A 20843-nucleotide genomic window follows, 5' to 3' on the forward strand; every position below is an offset into this window, starting at 1 on the left:
GGCCCTGCTAAAATCAAAAAACAGAAAAGCTCTTGAATACTTCTAAGATTTGCTAGAAAAAAATTGAAAAAAAATAACTACACAAGAGCTGTGGAGATATCATTGCCCAAATTGATTCCACAATATATAAGGTAGGCTTTACGGCTTCGTTGCCGGTTTACGTTCAACACACAGCACATATTCAGCCCCTCTTGGCCATAAGTAAATGCTTAGCTCCACGGCTTAGGGCTGAAAACGATGCTTAATTGTTGTGTACAGTTTTATTTGATATTATAAAAATTGTCGATTATTTATTCATAATATTCAATTTCTCTCTTGTACAAAAAATTGATGAGTTGAACAGGCATATTGTCAAACGACTCCACTTTTTTAGTCCAATTCCCATAAATATCAAAATCTTCATATTTGTAAGAATTTGAAATTGTATTTGAGCCCATACTACTAGTTTCTGTACTTTCAATAACTTCATTATTGTTGTTGTAGCTATACCCAATCGCTGAAACGCTATTAAGGTAACTAACTAAAGGTTCATGGAATATGTATGTTGAGTCTTCAATTATTCTTCCTTTTATATCATATTCATAAATGTTCTTAGTATATAACCTTTCTTTATCCCCACTATTCTTTTCAATTAATCTATTGTTATTATCATATTTGTATTTTGTATACCAATAGCCCTCTGATTTTAAGTAATATTTTGTTTCCTTAATTAAATTGTTTTTATCATCATATTCATAAATTGTCGAATCCCTTAATAAATTTTCAGGGTAATTATATTTAATTATCCGTTGATTATTACTGTTGTATCTAAATATTGTTTTTTGTTTTTCCACATCACTCCAATTTTCATCATATGGTCTAGCGTATTTGTAACCTGGAATATTGTAATCTGTTTTAAAACAATAACTTGAATCTTTTTCTACTATTTCAATTAATTTATCATTGCTATTATACTTATAATTAATTATCGTTGTGGTTTTAACATTGGGAATTATTTTATCAATTTCTTCTCTAATTAAATTTCCATTTTTATTAAATGTACTAAGAGAGGTTTGTTCTGGTATATACAAATCTTTTCCCAAAGAATCTGTAACTGCAAAACTCTTAGTTGTCTTAATGCTTCTAACTTCACCTTTCAAATTAAATTCTTCTAAATTATTTTGACTTCTTCCAATTAAGCACAGATTCAAAATGATCGTTGAAAATATAAATAATGATTTCATACTCTAATTATTTCTTTTTTCTTTATTTCAAGTTCAATGGGATAATTATAAAAATTGTACACAACGGTTTGGCTATGCGTAGTTTGGGATTTTGAAACGATTAATTTTCAATTTACCACTAATTTTATTTGATGCTATAAACTTCAATATTAGCACGTTACCCAAATTACGTATAGCCTTTGTTATGGGCTTTTTTTCTTACTCATATTGATTAACAGAAATAATGTCTTATTTATAATTAAAACACGTCCTGCTGATATAATATGTAATTAATTAAAATGGTTTGCTAATAAACACTAAAACAGGTATTAAATAAATTATAGCAAAAACAACTTTGTTAAGACTAATAAATTGCTTGTCTTTATTCATTAGTATGCTTAACAAGAGTAATAATGAAGATAAAATAAACATCCATGTTGATATGGATACCAAAACACTACCACCAGGCCAATGCAGAACTTTAAATACAAATGAAGTTAGAAAAACAATCATTGTGATTGGAATAAAGTACTCTGCAATTTTTGCACAAGGCGTAGAAGTAGTTGAATCTACAGAAAATACAGATAGAATAAAGTATAGTATTCCCAATACGCCGCTTACTAAAATTAATATATCCGCACCAGGATAATGCAAAGAATTGAATAATACACCAATTAACATTAATAATCCGCCGAGGACACCTAAATAATTATTAACTTTTTTCATTTCTATAAATTTAATTTTTCCTACTCTTAAGGCTTTTCGGTTTCGCCCCGTTTTTTGAGTGGGTTCTGGTCTCCACTTTCGCCCTACCTTTTTTTCGGGATTGGTCAGGTCAAATTCTTATCCCATTATGTTTAATTTATGTACGGTTATTTTCTGTCAGTCTATTTTTATTTTTTTTACGATTTTAGTCGGTTGCTTTGCTGACTATTTTTCGTTTTCCGTTAATTCCAACTAATGTCAAAGTTAATTATTTTATTTTCAATCAATTAGTATTTTTCAGTTTTATATACTTCAAACCATTATTTCAACATTCGTTAGCGAAAATAGTCAAACGTATTTTTATGGTTGTATTGCCCATAACGTTGAGTATAAGAATAGTAGGCGACTACGTGGCACTTTCCTGTCAAGTAACAGATAAGTTGAAGCAGCCTAAAACTCTTGAATTCACTACTATCTCGGCTATTATTTTTATATATTGTTACCAAACGTATTTAGTATAATTCTCCATCTTATCTAGATTTTATGGTTCCAAACTTATCTTGTATTTAATTCTTTATTTTTATCAATATAGCTTCAGCTTCTTCATTTTCAGGGTCTAACTCAAGAGATCGTTTAAGTTCTTTTTTTGCTTTTTCAAATTGCCCCAATTTACTATAAGCCCATCCTAATTTCTGGTGCGAAGAGGAGGATTCTGAAAATATTTCACCGTTAAATTCCAAGACAAGAAGCCCTTCTTCTGTTTTATCTTCTAAAATAAGCTTATGTCCTAAGCGGCTAAGTTGCTTATCACTACACTTAAACTCTTCTGGATTAATTTTGTACTTTGAAATCAATTCCTCTATTTCAGCTATAGAACCTGCATCAGACATCAAAACAGATAACTCTGGCAGAATTTGATAATCATTACCATCTAGAATATTCATTATCTCATTTCGAATAAAACCTAATTTGGTATACCCTGTATTATTCATCATTATGATAAAACGTTCGCTTTGAGGAAACCAGGCATAAAGACTATGAAAGCCTGCATATGCTCCTGTATGACCTATGTATTTATGTATATTACCGTTGATATTTACATTTCCAACAAATAACCCAAAACCATATCCATAATCATTGCGTACATTGATTTGCCTGCTCATCATTTCATCTGTCAATTGTTTTGAGATTAGTGTACTACTTATTAAAGCTTTGTGCCATTTCAATAAGTCATTCATAGTTGAATATACTGAACCAGCACCTACAGTTGTGGTTGGATTATAATAATCTGAACGGGTGAACGTGAATTTCCAGTATTCATATGGAGAAGCCATTTGCGGCACAATTGTATTAATGTCAAGACATCCGGAATTTGTCATGTCAAGCGGCTCAAAAATCTTCTCATGCATTACTTGTTCAAAAGGTTTGGCATATATTTTTTCAACAATTGTTGCCAATATTCGATAACCCGAATTGCTATATTTGAAACGAGAACCAGGTTCAAACTCGAGGTCAAGATTTTTAAATAGATCAAGAAATTCTTTATTAGAATATTCCTTAACCCAAAGTTCGGTGTACCAGTTATCAAAACTTGAATAGTTTGGGATACCTGATGTGTGACTCATTAAATTTCGAATACTTACTTTTGATCCTTGCTCTGCCGGATAATCAGGTAAGTAATCAGTTATCTTTCCATCAAGATTAATTTTTCCTTCATCTACAAGTTGAAGAATCAACATACAAGTAAATTGCTTTGATACTGATGCAAGCTTAAATTTGGAATCTATATTATGAGGGATATTCCATTCTATGTTTGCAAGTCCTATGGCATTACTATAAATTATTTCATCTTTTTCTACTACTTGAACTGCGCCATTTAATATTTTATACTCATTAGCTTTTGAAATGAACTCACCAATTTTAGTAGCTCGATCCAATTGATTTGAATCATTTGAAATTGTTTCTACTGAACCATTTGATATAGAGGACGATTCATTATTATTCGATTTTTGTTGAGAATTGCAAGCCAAACAAAACAAAAATAAAATACTTGTAATTGCTGTTTTCATAATACTACTTATTTAATTATTGTTGGGGAATTAATTCTTTCAATATAAGAAAGACCTTTTTTGCCTAAATATTTATCTTCTTTTTGATAAAATGGATCAGATAAAGCTTCCGATATTTTAATAAACCTCCAGTTGTTTGATGAGTACCAATTTAATAGCTCATCTAAGTAAATAGAATTTATAAAATTCATATGTATTAAAAGAATATGCTTTATTGGTTTGCCATTTACCGTTTCAGCCAATTTATTGTAATAATTGGTTTTTTCTATCATATGATTAATATAGTCATTGCCGATAATTAGCATTTGTAAAGTATCATTATTTGCATAAGCTTTAACATAATCTAGATTATAACTAACTTCATCAGTATCGATACTAACAGGTACAATTGAATATGCATTATTTTTAAGATAAAGAATTACAGAATCTTTTTTTAAAATTTCGTCTCCTCTATGTAGCATTGGATAGCGAAAATATCTTTTATTAACATCATATGTGGAGATTTTATTTTCACACTTTGCAATATCATCAATATATTTATTAGCATCCGTTTTGTTTAAATCAAAATGATAATAAGTATGATTTCCAATAATGTGTCCTTTGCTTATAAAATTATGAATTAGCTCAGAGTTATTTACATTTACTAGTTTGCCGACCACAAAACCCAAGGCACTAATATTATGTTTTTCAAGTATTCTTAATACTCTATTAAAATATTCTGTTTGTTCATTTTCTGATAAAAGTCCATGCGACAATGTTGGTAAATCATCAATAGTTATTGCGATTTGTTTAAATGAGATATTCTCTTGAGCCAGACTGATTAAAGAAAGAAATGAGAATGCAAGATACAGTATAATTGTTTTATTTTTCATATTCTTGTTTATAGTGAAAATGTTGCCCAAGTTTTGCACACTTAACATTTAGCTGAGGCCTTTTTATTTGCGCTTCATTTTTGAATTGATTGTATTGTTCTAATCCTTGGTGTTGTGGAAATAACTGTTTAGGCAACAGTTTATCGCTTGTATAATAAATTCCATCCCAAAATTTAGCATATACAAATGCAATATCAATGTTGGATGTTTTCGTAGCTAACGAATCTATTGATTTAGTATATATAGGAATAAGTTCCTTTCGAAAATGACCATGATCACCAGAGTGATAAAAGGTAAATCCATCTACTTCAACTAGAAACGCAACTCCTGCATTTTTTTGGTCGATACTATGATCAGCTTCCGCCGTAAATATTTTTATAGAATCACTAATTAAATTGTCTCCTGCAATTAAATTAATATAGTTTTCGCCTTGTTTTTCATTCCATCCAAAAATATATTTAATGCTTTTAGCCGATTTCTCCCATTTGAAAATGGTTTGATCATAATGATCTCCGTGTGGGTGACTCACAAAAACAAGAATGTCTTTATTTTTAATTATGCTATCAGTAATATTACCATGGTTTAAATCTTGAATTTCTGAGTTTTCGGTATAATCAAATACAATTAGGTGATTTTCGGTTTGTATTAACCAACTGCTCGTTCCTAAATGCCAGATATCAATTTCTTTTATTCTGGTATCAATTTTACCTTCATTTTTAAGATCAGTGTGATTTTCTGGTTTAGCCTGAAAACAGGCATTTGAGATAAATGCAATAAATAAAAGGCAAGGTATAAATATCTTTTTCATATTACTATTTGTTTTCATATACAAAATTTAATCCACCCACAAAACCTTCCACTGGAACATGATCTTTACCTTGTAATCCTTCACTGTATATTCTTAGATAAGGGAACTGATTTTTTAACAGCGTGGTAAATTCTGGCACATATTTGGTTACTTCCGTCATCTCATTTCTTAATCCATATAAGATATAAAGTGATTTATTATTGAGACATTCTTTTGCTTTTAATTGGGAAACTTTTTGTGTTATAAAATCACTGCAATACCCAATTGTTGGACTTAATGAGATATAATCAGAAAAGGCATCAGGTTGAGTAAGCATAGCGTATATTGTAAATAATCCTGAATTGGATGCTCCAATCAAAATATTTTTAGAACTGGTATTGTAGTTTTTATTAATAAATGGCTTCAATTCTGTAGAAATAAAATTTAAAAATTGATTAGCCCCTCCAGAACCTGGTCGTGAACTAATTTTAACGGGCGTCATATCACGGGTTCGGTTTCCGTTATTTGTAATACCTACTATAATGTGAGGATTAGTATTACTGAATTTTATCAGCTCATTAAATACTTTGGACCTTTTACCATCGAGCAGGTAAATTACTGGATATTGTTTATCGCTGGTTCCGTTTGGAATATAAACAAAGACTTGACGGTCTTCGTTCAGTATGTCAGAATGGATTGTTTTGGTCACTATATTCTTATGCGCTTTGTCAGGGGTGTTTTGCGAATTGCTATTGTTAATCCATAAGAAGAATAGAATTATAATTAAAAGATTTTTTTTCATTTTGGTATTTTTAAATTAAAATTCTTGGATGATTTCTCCATTACGTTTACTGTATGTTAACAACCATTTATAAATATGGATACTGCTATATGTTTCAGTCCAGGCATCGTGACCCGATTTATCAAAACTTGTAAAAATTCGTTTGTGTTCTAAATATTTAGTGTCAATTGGTTTTACGGTTGATAATCGTAGAAATTTTTCATTGTCCAAGGCTTCAATTTCTTTAATAGCAAACTGCTGGAAAACACGAGTAGGCCAACCATCACGGGCATTGCAAGTATTCCATGCTGGAATTGTTTTAAATGGCACAGCATTAAACATCTCAAATGGTTCTGTCGAAGTTTTTTCTTTTGGACGTGGATCACTTTTTCCATAATAACCAGCTGGAGAACCGCAAACAGGAACAATTGCTGCAATTGGAGTTTTTAGGTAATTTGGCATTAGCCAGCTAGCAGCACCACCAAGGCTTAATCCTGTCAAATAGATTTTTTCCTTATTCCCTGAATAATTATTCAAAACGGTATCCAAGATTGCATCAATAGTTTTAAATTCCTTTGTCCATGAAGGCCAGAGAAGAGGATATTCTTCACCTGTTCCTTTTAAATGGGGAGTGATGATAATAAAATTTGAGAATATCTGATTACGAAGGTCTCCAGCTTGGCTGGTATCCCGGGCTGCATAAATAGCAGGTCCTGCATTACGAATAGAATCCAAATCGGTTTCAAGCAAGCCAGCTCCATGGAAATAGACCATGATAGGCCATAGTTTTTGCTTATTGTAGTTGTATGGCAGACGAATCCAATATCCATCGATATTTCCTCCGGTAAGTTCAAACTTTAAAGGAAGTGTTTCGTTTGCATTTAAATCGTAAAATATATCTACTGTATCTTTTTTCTCTTTTTCGACAATGTTTTCTGCTACTTCTCCTACTGTCTTTCCGGATTGACTCTGTGAACACGAATAGCCGAACGTAATAGCAATTGTTAGTACTAAAAAAAGTGTTTTAATTTTCATTTGTTTCATGATTTAATTTTCAGGTCTGAACTCATCAATGATTTTAGCATCTACCCAATAAATATTAGAACTTCCATTTGAAGAACTGGTCAACGTATTCAATATGTCTTTATAAGTTGTTGGACCTGAGAATAATTCATTAATATCAACTGGCAGTTTTGAAAAGAAGAACAAATATTTTCCGTCTGATGAAACAGACATTACATTGCCAACACTATTAGGACGATTTACCCTTTCATCAAGTCTAATTGTTTCGGACCATTCATTTTTTTCGTTTCGAAAACTGACATAATATTCAACAGAATCTTTATTTTCCCAATGTCTTAAGACAAGGTAACTCTCATCGGGTGCTATGTAAGCAAAGGAGTTATATTTCCCGTCATTAATTTCCAAGGGTAATTTTTCAAGTTCTGCATATTTACCATTTACAAACTGTGTTCGATACATCGTTAAATTTTCACCTCCTTCACCGTGACGGCTGAAATAAAGGGTGCCATCATGAGTTGATGATGGGAAAAAATCCATTTGTTGTGTATTTATTGGTGAACCAATATCGTATGGTTCACCCCATCCCTTACCTTCTCTATCCACTACCCATATATTCTCAACTTCGAATCCCGGTTTTGCCAGTTCTCCTTCAATAGGTTTAGTACTTGAGAACATCAGCTTTTTTCCGTCAGGAGTAATATGATGTTCAAAATAGAAAAAATCTCGATTTGTAGCGAAAGGCGCAACTTCGGGTTTTGTCCATTTCCCATCAACCAGCTTGGTAAAGCAAATTGTAATAATTGGTATATTACCATCTACAACTGAAAAGTAAATTTCTTTTCCATCGGGCATAACAGCTATAGATCTTACTGATAAACCTGTTGAAACTATTCCAGGGGCAAATAATTCTGCTGTCAAACCCGGAGGTTTCATATCCAAATAAGGTCCTTGATTTAGGTCTTTCAATTCATTTTGAGAATCATTTATTTTATTCTGATTACAGGAAATCATGATAGATCCCAGAAATAAGCTAAGAACTAAAAATTTAAAGTACACTTTCATATTTCTATTTATTGAATTATTTATATATTAATTTAACTTATATTTCAAAATAAGTACATCATTAAGCTTTTCTAAATCAACTATTTCGAATGTTGTATAATCAATATTACCCAACTGACTATTTGCTAAACAATAGATATGATTGGAATTAATTACAAAAGTGGTTGGAATGTCAAAATGAGGATTATTTTGGTCTAAAATCTTCATATTGGTAATACTTGTACCTTTATCGTCTAAGAAATATTTACATATTTTTGTTTTACTCTGATCCTCAAAACTATTTTGAATTCCAATAAGACTATTTTTATAATATTTCAAGCCATCAATTCCGGTTGACATAAGAGAACTGTCGGTATGGTTAATTGTTTTATGATTTTCTATATCTAATATCCTAATACCCTTAGTGTTTGAGGCAATATAGAGGTATTTGTTGTCTGGTGAAATTGTTATTCCATTTGGACGTTCAATTTCAGCTCCTTCAAAGAAGAGATTTATTGAATCCGTTTGCTGATCAATTCGGTATATACTCATTCCACTTGAATTTGTAGCATAAATATTCCCATCATTATCCAGTACAAGATCATTATAAATGAAACGGATTGAATCTATATGTAAATATGATTTTAATAATTCTCCAGTGTTTAAATCAAATTTTGCAATAGTAGAATAACTCATGTTATTTTTATCTAAATTCCCACAAGCCCAAAGATGATTTCTACTTTCATCTGTAATCATTCCAAGAAACCTCATTTCTAATAAATCCGATGGTATAAAATCTTTAAATTTTCCTGTTTCTGCATTAAGCTGAATAATCTTAGTTTTCTTAACACTACTAACATAAAAAGAGTTGGTTGATTGTGAATAAGTAATTCCTTCTGGTATTAGATCTTTTTCCGTAATTCGGTAAGCAATATTGTTTTTCTTATTTTCTTGCTCCTGCTTCTTTTGATTACACGAAATAAAGATTAATACAGCAATCATAATTGAACAAAGTAATGTTGAGTTATTTTTCATAATGTGTTTTATTTTAATGAAGCTTTCATAATAACTACTCCTGTTTGATCAAAGGTTTTTGCTTGCGTGTCAGCAATAAAATAAAAATAATCGTCAACAAGTACGCCAGTTGTAGGCATATTAAGGTATGGCGTATTTCTCTCATAAATTTCACAACTTTCTATATGATTACCTTCTGTGTTTAGAGAAAATCTATCGATAGTATTTAAAACATCCTGAACAGCATAAAGCTGATTATTTAAAAAATACAAACCATCAACCCCATGTGGTTTAATATTTGGTTCATGAGTTAGCATTAAAAAGGATTTAGTAGTGATATCAATTTTATAGATACCAATTAAATAATCAGAAACATAAATTGTTTCTTCATCCTCTGAAAGGGTAATACCATTGAAAGCAACAAATGAATTATCCGTTATAAACAGTTCAAGTTTATCTGAAGAATGAGGTATCTTAAATATTGTGTAACTTCCGGTGATAAATACATCTCCATTAGAATGAATGACCAAATCATTAAAAAAATGTTTAGCCTTCTTTAGAGCAGGTGGAACCGTGTATTTTTTAATTAGTTTCCCTGACGAAATATTGTATTTAAATATTTCTTTCATTTTTTCACCACCTGAAACAGCCCATAAATGACGACGGCTTGGATCAACATGGATTCCCATAACTTTGCCTAATCCATCCTGGTTTTCATTGGTAAAATCAACACTTTTCCCAGATTGGTCTACTTTAACTATTTTGTTTTTGTCCAGACTTCCCAGATAAAACATTTTCTCTATCGGATCATATGTAATCCCTTCGGGATTAAGTTTTTTATCTTTTACAGTAAAAGCGATTTGACTTTTATGAATGGGTTTCTCAGTTACTACTAATAATTTAATTATTTCCTTAAATTCCTGTTTTTGTCGCAGTCCAATAAAGGCAGAGTCATTCAATTGATGCTTTTCATGAAATAGCATTTTCGAATTATATCCAAGTTCAGTTGCTTTTTTTAACTGTTCAAGAGCTAATTCACTATTACCCAATTGGGCATTAAGGCGAGCAGCAAGGTAATTTAGTACCGGATGATCAGGGACATCTTTTAATGCCTCATTGCAAAATTTTAGTGAGGACTGACATTCGGCAACAGACTTGGCTTCAAATGCTTTCCTCCAATTATCCATATAATTATTGTCAACTTGTCCAAATCCAGTTAAGCAAGAAATAATTAAAATACCTATAATCAGTAAAACAATTTTTGGTGTTGCAGTTCTTTTCATAATATCTTTATTATTAGTTCAATTTTATTTTTGAAATATTTTACTTAGAATATACAACACGAAAACCAATATCACAAGCAGCGTCCAGTTCACCGTGTGGATGACGGTAGGTAACTCTTACCTGATTATCCCAACTGCCTCCACGATGTACTCGATCTGTTCCAATAGCTGGACCTGTAGGATTAATTTGCGCATCGCCAGTATACTTATCATAATAATCGCTGACCCATTCCCATAAATTTCCTGACATATCATAAATTCCTAATTCATTAGGTAGTTTCGTTCCTACCGGCCTTGTCTTCTTGTCATTAATAAGCCAGGCAACATCATCTATATTATTGCTTCCACTATGCTTTACTTTTTATTCCACCTCGCGCTGCATATTCCCACTCTGCCTCTGTTGGTAATCGACCTCCTACCCATTCGCAATAAGCTTTTGCATCAAACCATGATACATTAAATACTGGATGATTGTAATCTGAACTACTAATTTTATTACCAAAAGTATCATATTCCCAAGTAATACCTTGTTTCTTTTTCCATCCTTCATCCCAAACATAACAGCTATCAGCTTTTTCAGCATCAGTTATATATCCTGTAGCATCGATAAATTTTTTAAACTCTCCTACAGTGACTTCATATTTCCCTATATAAAAGTCACTTACGGTTACTTTATGTATAGGCATTTCACAATATGGTATATGACTAGTATTTGTATCCACAGCTCCCATTTCAAAGGTACCTCCTTTAACAAATACTTTGTTTGATTTTTTATTCTGATTACAGGAAATCAAAACTGATCCTAGTATTAAAATGACACATAATAATTCTAAACTCTTTTTCATAACTATACTTTATTTTAAATGTTGTGGTTTTAAATCATCAATGATTTTTGCGTCTACCCAATAAATATCATAATTATCCATTGTACAATAATTATTGTTGAGGTCTTTTAACGACTGAGGTACTTCATAATATGTTTTTTTGTCAATATTACGTATTCTAGTAAAAAACATATAACGCCCATCAGCAGAAATACGTGGAGAGCGTTCGTTGCTCTCGGCATTAATACTTGGATTAAATATTATGGGATCTGACCAAGAGTTGTCTTCATTTTTAAAACTACAGTATAAATCGTCAAATTCCTGCCCATCACGACCAGAGCATAGTAAAAGAAACTCTTCATTGGGTTCAATAAAAGCGCAGAAGTTATATCCTTTTTTTGAATTGATTTTCTCACCTAAAACCATTCTTTCTGAAAACGTATTTTCAATCATATTTGATTTAAAAATACCAATATCATAAACATAGCCTTCATGGAATGAAGTAAAGTATAATGTTCCTTTCTTTGAAATAGTTGGATACCATTCTCTTTTTTCAGTATTCACATTTTTACCAGCATTTATAGGCTCACTCCATCCATCTTTAGTCCTATTTACATACCAAATATCAAAATCTTTAGGTTCACCTTTACCATTTATCGGTCGGTTCGAATGAAAAAACAGCTTGCTATTGTCTGGTGAAAGAAAAGGACTCCCATCATTGTATTGACCTGAAAAGTCTGCCACTTGGGCCTCTGTCCATTCATTGTTGATTTTTTTCTTGTATAGAATAACTTCTGGAGTGCCTCTAACATAAGTAACTGACCAATATACTTCGTTCATATCAGGAGAAAAAGTTGGTGTACCATTATCGTTAAAGGGACTTGAAATAATATTTTTTGCAAAAATTTCAGGTGTTAAACCCGGTGGTTTCTGTCCTAAATAAGCACCACTCAACTTAGTAAATTTTGATTCATTTTCAGGATCGTTTGTTTTATCCTGATTACAGGAAATCAATATTGATCCTAGTATTAAAATGACACATAATAATTCTAAACTCTTTTTCATAACTATACTTTATTTTAAATGTTGTGGTTTTAAATCATCAATGATTTTTGCATCTACCCAATAAAGATGTCTGGATCCATTGGTTGGAAGGTTTATTAATTTTTGTAATTTTTTTAATGTTATTGGCTCATTGGGAAGTTCAGGATTTATCCTATTGCTGGCAAAGAATAAATATTTTCCATCAAAAGAAACAAAAGGCCGTCTCTCATCATATACCGTATTTACACTCTTGCCCAAATTTTGTGGTTTCATCCACATACCATTTTTATCACGGAAACTTATAAATAGATCTTTGTTATCAAAAATAATATAACTTTCATCTGGTGCTATGTATGGATGTGCTCCATCAAATTCATTAAGTGCACCATCTAATTCTTCAGGAAGAGAATAATTGCCATTTTCATATCTACTCATAAAAAGACTCGGAGGTCTATTTGTGGCATGACAAAAATAAAGATTACCATTGGATGCTACAGAAGGATATATCCCGCCTAGACCATATTCGTTGTAATAATCTTTTCCAAAATCAATTTGCTTTGGCTCACTCCATTGCCAGTTGTCACCAGTCTGTCTTTCAGAGTACCATATAAATGAGGAAGACTTATCAGGTGGGTTTGTTTTGTATCTATATGAATTAAAATAAATCTTCTTTCCATCAGGGCTAAAAAACAGATAATAATGTGACCGGCTAGCAGGTGTAAATGAGAATTCTTCTGGCTCTGTCCAGTGACCGTTTTCTACATGTGAATACATCATGAAAAGTTTTTCAAATGCTCCTGTTGGTTCTACAAGGGATTGCCCTATCATAGTAGAAATTGTATTACTAAATTCCATGCCATCTGCAGAAAAAGTTATACCTCCATGATCGCCTTCAGTTGAAAACAAATCAGGAGCAAAAAGTTCCGCTTTCATCCCTGGTGGTTTCTGACCCAAATAAGGGCCGCTTAGTTTATTAAATTTTGATTCATTTTCAGGTTCATTTGTTTTATCCTGATTACAGGAAATCAATATTGATCCTAGGATTAAAATAAGGCTATATAACATTAAATTCTTTTTCATATTGTGTATGGAAATTGAAATTATACAATCGATATTATTTTAAATCAATAAGTAATGTTTCTAATTTCTTTTTATATTCTTCATCTGACGTTTCATTTATAAACTTTTGTAAAATCAGAATACGAGAAGTAATTAGTGCCTTCTCTGCGCTTACTTCATAATCTGGTAATACACCTACTCCTTCCCAATTTGATTTTGTAATTGGATTTATTGCCCCTGCAAAAGGCATAAAAATATAGAAATCATCATTAATAATCATTTCTGTAACCATATGTGCACCACCACCACTATGTTCTCCCACTATTGTTGCTCTTTTCAATTGCTGAAGATCGTAAGCAAATTCTTCAGCAGCCGAATATGTCTTTTTGCTTATAAGTATATATAAATCTATTTCAGGTATTTTATACTGTGCAATGTCTGGATTTGTCCAAAACTGTTGAGTTTCATCAGAAAGTCCATTATAAATCTCTCCAAGAAGAATAGGTGTTTCGTCAAAGAAATAACTCGCTAACAATTTAAGCATTGCGGCACTTCCTCCATGATTTTTTCTCAAATCAATGATTAAAGCATCCGAATTAGATAAAAAGCTCATTGCTCCATGAGCAGTTTCTAAAGCAAGTGAGTCGCTTCTGAATGATCGAAAATCCAAATACCCAATATTACCGCTTAGAATTTCAACTTTCTTAAATCCAAAATTATTCCTTTTTCTTTCCTCCAATCTTCTTTTTTGAGATTCTTCTAATAATTTTAACTCTTCTTTATTTGGTTCATCATCATCTTCAATCCTCATTTCAGCAACTCTTGAGGGATCATACATTATTGCAAAATGACCATCATTACTAATCTCATATAGATCACTTGTAAACTGATATGCGAAGCTATAAGCAGTCTTAATAGTGTCGTATAGCCTTTCCTGATATATTTTAGATAATTTTGACGCAATATCATTCCTTTTTTCCTTTAATACGTAATTTCTCCTTATTAAGACTGAGATTTCTTTGATTGTATTTTCTTTATATTCATTTGTAATTTGGATTTCCTGTGCCTTCAAATTATTTGGCAAAAACATGCTCAAGAAAATAATAGTTGATAGGTAAATTATTCTATTCATGTCGCTTTATATTTAGTTGATAATTTATTGTTATTCTTCATCATTGTGCTTTATTTGATCGAAGCTTTCATAATAATTACTTCTCCGAGCTTATCACCTTTACCTTGAGTATCAGCAATAAAATAAAAATAATTATCCACAATCACTCCTGTGGTTGGTTTATCCAGATATGGGCCATTTCTTTCCAAAATTTCGCAGCTTTCTATGTGAGAAGCATCCTTATTAAGAGAAAACATGCAAATTTGGTTTAACACTATTTGGACAGCATAAAGTTTATTATTTACAAAATATAAACCATCAATTCCAATGGTGCTGAAACTTGGTTCAATTGTTAAGAGTTTAAAAGATTTTGTTTTTATATCTAGGCTATAAATCCCAATTTTAACATCAGAAAAATAAATGGTACTACCATCTTTTGATAAAGTTATTCCATTAGGGGAAATAAACAATTCACTCCTTAAAAACAACTCCAAAGAATCTGAACCTTGAGATATCATATAAATAGCTTTATTACCAGGGGCAGTGATATAAACATCTCCATTAGGATGAATTACAAGATCGTTAAATTCACGTCTAATACCATTTGGAGGTAATATATACTTTTTGATCAATGTTCCTGATGGAAGATCGTATTTAAATACTCCAGTACCTGTTTCTTTATATGAGCAAGCCCACAAAATGCGACGGACCGGATCTATATGTATTCCCAATACCATACTTAATCCATCCTGTCCGTCTGTAGTAAAATCAACACTATTGCCTTTCTGATCCACTTTTACAATTTTATGTTTAGTCTCACTTCCCAGATAGAACATTTTTTCAATCGGGTCATAAGTAATACCTTCGGGAACTAATTCTTTATCGCTAATGGTAAAAGCTATTTGACTTTTATGTATTGGTTTCTCGGAATTTTCCAGTGCTCCAATTATATGGTTAAATCCTTCCTTTTCTCTCAGAGTAATAAATGCAGAATCATTCAATTGATGGATATTATTGAATGGCAATTTTGTTGTATAACCCAATTTTGTTGCTTCTTTCAAATGTTTCAAAGCAACATCCTCATTCCCCAATAATGCATTCAATCGAGCTGACAAATAATTTGCTAGAGGATGATTGGGAACAACTTTTAGTACTTCATTGCAAAATTTTAGAGAGGATTGACACTCCTCAGTTGAGTTGGCGGAAAATGCTTTCTTTTGATTTTCTCTAAAGTTCTCGATCTGTCCAATAACAGGATTAAAGAAAGCTAATAGCATGACCCCTAAGAAGTAAAATTTTACTGTTTTCATATTTATCATTTTATTTGTGACATTATGATTTGCTTTATACGCCCCAACGATACAAATACAAAGTATTATAAAGCCTTACTTGCTTGTTGTGTACAGTGATTTATTTCATGAAATTCAAATAATTTCTGAAGAAAATTAATTCTATTTCGGTTAATGAATAATCTCTTTCAATTAAAAGATCTTTTAACTCAATAAAGGTTTCTTTTTTAGTAAGTCCAGATGGTACATATTTACCATAAGCCTGGAAATCAGATCCTATCCCTACTAGATTAATACCGATCACTGATTTTATATAATCAATGTGATCAGCAAGTTGTTCTATCTCAGCCTTAATATGATTATCCTTTGAATATAATCCATTCGTATTGAATGAAACTAGGACTAATCCATGATTTCTTTTAAGTGCCTCCAATACTTCATTTGTTAAATTGTAATCCAATGAGGCAATTTGTTTAGCATTTGCATGCGAAGCAATAATAGGAACTTTTGAGTAATTTATAACTTCAAGCATTTCACCTTCAGTAAGGTGTGAAATATCAATTTTCAAATCAAGGTCATTCATTTTTTTTATGACATTCTTCCCGAAATCAGTTAATTTAGAACTTCCTTTAGAACTCATGAATAGCTCATCATGTTCATTATTGATTAGGGTAATATATTCAATCCCTAAATCTTTATATTTTTGAATAACTGATAGACTATCATCAAAAATTCCATGAAAATATTCTATTGCAAACAGACAAGATATTTTATCTGAATCCAAATTGGCCTCTAACTCTTTAGACGATTCAAACACATGAAAACTATTTCCTTGAATTGAAAGTTGTCTAATACTCTGTATATCTTCGGCAATATCTTCAACTAATAATTCATTTGTGTTTGTCCTATCCTGTGGAAGTAGAAAAACAATAGCATTATAACCTAGATTTTTTAAGTAAGCCATATCTGAATCAATATCAGTTTCTTCCAGTTTTGGAAATCCATGATGTGAGTGAGCATCAAGTACAAAAATAGAATCATTAGTGCTATCGATTGTAGCTTGGCCTTGAATCTCAAAATACATTACAACAGTTAAAATGCTTATTAAACAAAGATATTTTTTCATATTATGACGGTTTGTTAATATGGACACAAGGACCAAAAGTATGAAGCTTTTTAATGATTTACATTTTATTGTATGTGCCTTGTTTTTAATCATTCTTAAATCTCATTTCTTATTTCTAATTAAGCTTTTTTTATAATAAATTTCAATTATTACTTAAGATTACAAAACCATTGTAAAATAATATTTTTCAATATTTTCAAATTGACTTATTACTGACCATAGTTCTTAATTTCATAGTTCTCATGAAACATCAATAAATTATAGTATTTAATGGCATTACTATGTGCTGGGTTTAACTCTAAGCACTTTCGGTAATACTTTTTTGCTTCTTCATTCTTATCTCTATAGTGTGCACTCCTTGCATAAGTGTAATTTGCAAGTACAGAATTTGGTAATTCATCTACTACAAATTTGATATATTTCAGATAATCAGTGTCTTCTTTTTTATTATCATAAACCCACCTCCAGAAATCTTCTAAGAAGAATGACTCGAAATTAATTCCAAATTCAACACATCTACTTTTATGATTATAAAAAGCATTTTTTAATCCTTCAATTCTTCCCTTATTATAACCTTCTTGCAAAGCTAAACGTAGTTCTTCTCTTACCTTTACAATTGAGTCATACATAAATATTCTTGACAACACCGGGTCAAAATTATTTTTATAATCTTCAGACGAAAGCTGTGCATATACATCCGGTTTTGTCATTAATCGAGATTCCCAATTTTTAATTTGTTTTTTCCATATTGTTATTCATTTTTATTTGAGTTGATTTACTTTTTATGTTTGGTAATGTTCTTCAGTTCTAGCGGCTTTAAATTTTCAATAATCTCCATGCTTATCCAATAGATACCACGATTGATTCCTGATCCTTTTTTAAAAATGAGATACTTAGCATCTGGAGTTAGTGTTGGCGAGCCAGCCCCAGCTTCAGTATTTACTTCTGATCCTAAACTTATAGCTTTCGTCCAGATATTATCACCCATCTGAAATGAGATATAAATATGTCCTATATCGCCTTCTTCTGGTCTGGAAGTACAGAGTAGAATATAACTTTCGTCGGGTGCAATAACGGCATTGCTTTGTCCATACGGTGAATTCACGTTGGGGCCTAGGTTTTTCACATTTATGAAATTACCATTAACCCACTCTGCTCTGTATAAATCGGAACCACTGTAGCCCCCCGATTTCATTGAACGAAAGAAAATATTTCCTTTTTTTGAAAGTGACGGATAAACTTCGCTCTCGATGGTATTGATATTTGTACCAGCATAGATCGGATCTGACCAAGCATCTTCCGTCTTCACTGAGTAATATATATCAAGATCTGCAGAATGTGATTGTGGTCTATCTGAGGCAAAGAAGATATATTTGCCATCTGGGGAAAAGTTAATATCGACATCAGAAAAAACACCTGAAAAAGATGCAGTTTCAGGTCCAACCCATTTATTATTAATAAGCTTGAAAGTTTTAATTTCATATTCGGGGTGCGGTTTTTCTTTAGTTCCCTTATAGTAAGAGAAAAACATTTCTTTCCCATCAGGAGAGAAAGCAATATTAAAACTCCTTCTTTCACCCTTTTCATGTTCAACTAATTCACCACCGTAGAATAATTCTGCAGTGAGTCCTGGAGGTGTTTGTCCAAGATATTTTTTCATTTTTCCCTGCGAAAATGCCGAGCATGAAATTATCAATGATATTAAAATTGAAAATTCTATTTTTCTCATTTTGCTTTTTTTATATGTTTGCTATAGATTGGTATAAAAAAGTAACAATCTCATATTTTATTATCATCATATGTTTTTTGACAATTCTACCATCTATTAGCATCATTTTACCTATTAGTCTATATATTATTCTATCCGTGTCATTACTAATAGCCATAATTCGTTACTTCATTATCAAGACCTTCATGAAGCTTCAATAAATTAAAATATTTAATGGCCCTACTATGTGCCGGGTGTAACTCAAGACACTTTATGTAATACTTTTTTGCTTCTTCATTCTTATCCCTAAAGTGTGCAACCCTTGCATAAGTATAATTTGCAAGTACCGAATTTGGTAATTCATCTACAACAAATTTGATATATTTCATATAATCAGCGACTTCTTTTTTATTTTCATTAACCCACTGCCAGAAATCTTCTAAGAAGAAGGATTCGAAATTAATTCCAAATTCAACACATTTACTTTTATGATTATTAAAAGCATTTTTTAATCCTGCTATTCCTCCCTTATTATACCCTTCCTGTAAAGCTAAACGTAATTCTTCTCTTACCTTTACTAAAGAGTCATACATAAATATTCTTGACAATACCGGATCCAAATTATTTTTATAATCTTCAGACGAAAGCTGTGCATAAAAATCCGGTTTGGTCATTAATCGAAAATCCCAATATTCAGAATCTTGAGTATAATTTTGAGCAGTTCTACATTTTAGTTTACTGGAAGGAAGAGTAAACCATGTATTAGAACCAACCATATTAGGCCTGGCTGAAGTAGGTTCGCCATATATGGTAGCATTGGTATAAATTTCCATTTGTGTTGCAAAATGTTCGGATGCTGAAATAGTCCGTCTACCAATGATTAAGGATAAGTTGTCTTCTGTATCAATATGCGGACGATCAATAATTCCCTTAATGAGAGGCATTTCATAATGCTGACCGCCTCCGTTTAAACGGATATCAACAATTAAATTTTCGGCTTGCAAACTGTCGAATTCTTTAAACATGCGTTTGTAAAAAGCATCAAAGGGATCGTCATCTTTGTGTATACACAAACTTACGTTCACATACATAGTTTTCTTCTTCGGTAAGTACTCATACCAATAAAATTCTCCTGTGTATCCTCCATATTCTTTAGTAATATGACTAAGATATAAAGGCAAGGGGCGAGTACTATTATCATTCATCGATGTTACTGCACTGTCATTCAGTCCAAAAATTCTTGAAGGAGAATAAAAATCAAGGGCAGATTTAGGATTGTCCATCTCCAAATAAGATTCATTCCCATTCTCATCTTCATATACAAATTTAAGTAGGCTAGAAGATTTATCCAGCACCCCTGTATATTGCAAGAACTCCTGAATAACTGGAAGGTATTGAATTTTACCCCACTCATTATCTCCATTATTTAGGCGCATAATTTGTTTGAGGGCTTCATCAGCTTCAAAATTTCCAATTCTTAATAATCTTTTACCCACAATTTCTTTATACTCATTATCGGCCCAAATCGCATATAAACCATCTGTAAATTTGTATAGTAATAAGGGATACTTATGAATAAGACCTGCTATATATTCATTTTCTTTATTATCGTAGGCAACTCCAGTATGTCCATCCTGAATCATTGCAACAAGCTCAACGATTCGAGTTACAATTTCTACATCATCTAGTGTCTTACAATTATCTCTAATATAGTTAAAATGATTATCAAACGCTTCTTCTGTAACATAGGCATGTAGTGCAGGATGAACAATTTCTAGATAATTCTTCAGATAATCTAAGTCTTCTTCCCAATTAATTTTTTGCTGAGAAAAAAGGGGCTGAAGGGCAAAAATGGAAAAGATAATTAAAGTAATGTTGAATTTAAGTTTGCCTATTTTCATAATT

Annotated in this window: 20 protein-coding genes; all 20 read right to left on the minus strand. The window is 31.5% G+C overall.

Annotated elements, in window-relative coordinates; translation table 11 throughout:
- Window positions 1–290: 290 nt before the first annotated feature.
- The 20 genes from HNS40_RS16965 to HNS40_RS17060 all read right to left on the minus strand — a co-directional run bounded on the left by HNS40_RS16965 (window position 291) and on the right by HNS40_RS17060 (window position 20839).
- Complete coding sequence (locus HNS40_RS16965) at window positions 291–1223, minus strand: hypothetical protein (RefSeq protein WP_172283049.1); 933 nt, start codon at window positions 1221–1223, stop codon at window positions 291–293.
- Window positions 1224–1496: 273 nt separating this feature from the next.
- Window positions 1497–1928, minus strand: a complete 432-nt coding sequence (locus HNS40_RS16970) for a hypothetical protein (protein WP_172283051.1) — start codon at window positions 1926–1928, stop codon at window positions 1497–1499.
- 545 nt (window positions 1929–2473) lie between these two features.
- A complete protein-coding gene (locus tag HNS40_RS16975) occupies window positions 2474–3976 on the minus strand; it encodes a serine hydrolase (RefSeq protein ID WP_172283052.1) in 1503 nt (500 codons plus the stop codon).
- 8 nt (window positions 3977–3984) lie between these two features.
- A complete protein-coding gene (locus tag HNS40_RS16980) occupies window positions 3985–4848 on the minus strand; it encodes a polysaccharide deacetylase family protein (RefSeq protein ID WP_172283054.1) in 864 nt (287 codons plus the stop codon).
- Window positions 4838–5674 (minus strand): MBL fold metallo-hydrolase, encoded by an 837-nt coding sequence (locus HNS40_RS16985; protein ID WP_172283055.1) that lies wholly within the window; start codon window positions 5672–5674, stop codon window positions 4838–4840. The genes HNS40_RS16980 and HNS40_RS16985 overlap by 11 nt, the downstream gene beginning before the upstream one ends.
- Window positions 5661–6437, minus strand: a complete 777-nt coding sequence (locus HNS40_RS16990; protein ID WP_172283057.1) for an alpha/beta hydrolase — start codon at window positions 6435–6437, stop codon at window positions 5661–5663. Before HNS40_RS16990 ends, HNS40_RS16985 begins: the two co-directional genes overlap by 14 nt.
- Before the next feature lie 15 nt (window positions 6438–6452).
- Window positions 6453–7460, minus strand: a complete 1008-nt coding sequence (locus tag HNS40_RS16995) for a hypothetical protein (RefSeq protein WP_172283059.1) — start codon at window positions 7458–7460, stop codon at window positions 6453–6455.
- A gap of 3 nt (window positions 7461–7463) precedes the next feature.
- The gene (locus HNS40_RS17000) at window positions 7464–8501 is read right to left on the minus strand and encodes a sialidase family protein (protein ID WP_172283060.1); all 1038 of its coding nucleotides are present in this window, start codon (window positions 8499–8501) and stop codon (window positions 7464–7466) included.
- A 27-nt stretch (window positions 8502–8528) separates the two neighbouring features.
- Window positions 8529–9515, minus strand: coding sequence for an SMP-30/gluconolactonase/LRE family protein (locus HNS40_RS17005; RefSeq protein ID WP_172283062.1), 987 nt, complete (start codon window positions 9513–9515; stop codon window positions 8529–8531).
- Window positions 9516–9523: 8 nt separating this feature from the next.
- The gene (locus HNS40_RS17010; RefSeq protein WP_172283063.1) at window positions 9524–10777 is read right to left on the minus strand and encodes an SMP-30/gluconolactonase/LRE family protein; all 1254 of its coding nucleotides are present in this window, start codon (window positions 10775–10777) and stop codon (window positions 9524–9526) included.
- A gap of 40 nt (window positions 10778–10817) precedes the next feature.
- On the minus strand, window positions 10818–11111 hold the full coding sequence (locus HNS40_RS17015; RefSeq protein ID WP_172283086.1) for an SUMF1/EgtB/PvdO family nonheme iron enzyme: 294 nt from the start codon (window positions 11109–11111) through the stop codon (window positions 10818–10820).
- 13 nt (window positions 11112–11124) lie between these two features.
- The gene (locus HNS40_RS17020) at window positions 11125–11622 is read right to left on the minus strand and encodes an SUMF1/EgtB/PvdO family nonheme iron enzyme (protein ID WP_172283064.1); all 498 of its coding nucleotides are present in this window, start codon (window positions 11620–11622) and stop codon (window positions 11125–11127) included.
- A gap of 9 nt (window positions 11623–11631) precedes the next feature.
- The gene (locus HNS40_RS17025; protein WP_172283066.1) at window positions 11632–12666 is read right to left on the minus strand and encodes a PD40 domain-containing protein; all 1035 of its coding nucleotides are present in this window, start codon (window positions 12664–12666) and stop codon (window positions 11632–11634) included.
- Between the two features lie 9 nt (window positions 12667–12675).
- A complete protein-coding gene (locus HNS40_RS17030; protein ID WP_172283067.1) occupies window positions 12676–13725 on the minus strand; it encodes a sialidase family protein in 1050 nt (349 codons plus the stop codon).
- A gap of 34 nt (window positions 13726–13759) precedes the next feature.
- Complete coding sequence (locus HNS40_RS17035; RefSeq protein WP_172283069.1) at window positions 13760–14836, minus strand: S41 family peptidase; 1077 nt, start codon at window positions 14834–14836, stop codon at window positions 13760–13762.
- A gap of 50 nt (window positions 14837–14886) precedes the next feature.
- A complete protein-coding gene (locus tag HNS40_RS17040) occupies window positions 14887–16125 on the minus strand; it encodes an SMP-30/gluconolactonase/LRE family protein (protein ID WP_172283070.1) in 1239 nt (412 codons plus the stop codon).
- Between the two features lie 100 nt (window positions 16126–16225).
- Window positions 16226–17230: a dipeptidase gene (locus HNS40_RS17045; RefSeq protein ID WP_172283071.1), complete on the minus strand. Its 1005-nt coding sequence runs from the start codon at window positions 17228–17230 to the stop codon at window positions 16226–16228.
- A 209-nt stretch (window positions 17231–17439) separates the two neighbouring features.
- On the minus strand, window positions 17440–17940 hold the full coding sequence (locus HNS40_RS17050) for a tetratricopeptide repeat protein (protein ID WP_172283072.1): 501 nt from the start codon (window positions 17938–17940) through the stop codon (window positions 17440–17442).
- Between the two features lie 65 nt (window positions 17941–18005).
- Window positions 18006–18890, minus strand: coding sequence for a PD40 domain-containing protein (locus HNS40_RS17055; protein ID WP_172283073.1), 885 nt, complete (start codon window positions 18888–18890; stop codon window positions 18006–18008).
- A gap of 215 nt (window positions 18891–19105) precedes the next feature.
- Entirely contained in the window at window positions 19106–20839 is a 1734-nt protein-coding gene (locus tag HNS40_RS17060) for a S41 family peptidase (protein ID WP_172283074.1), read from the minus strand.
- Window positions 20840–20843: the final 4 nt, after the last annotated feature.

This window comes from Lentimicrobium sp. S6 (assembly GCF_013166635.1).
Classification (GTDB): domain Bacteria; phylum Bacteroidota; class Bacteroidia; order Bacteroidales; family UBA12170; genus UBA12170.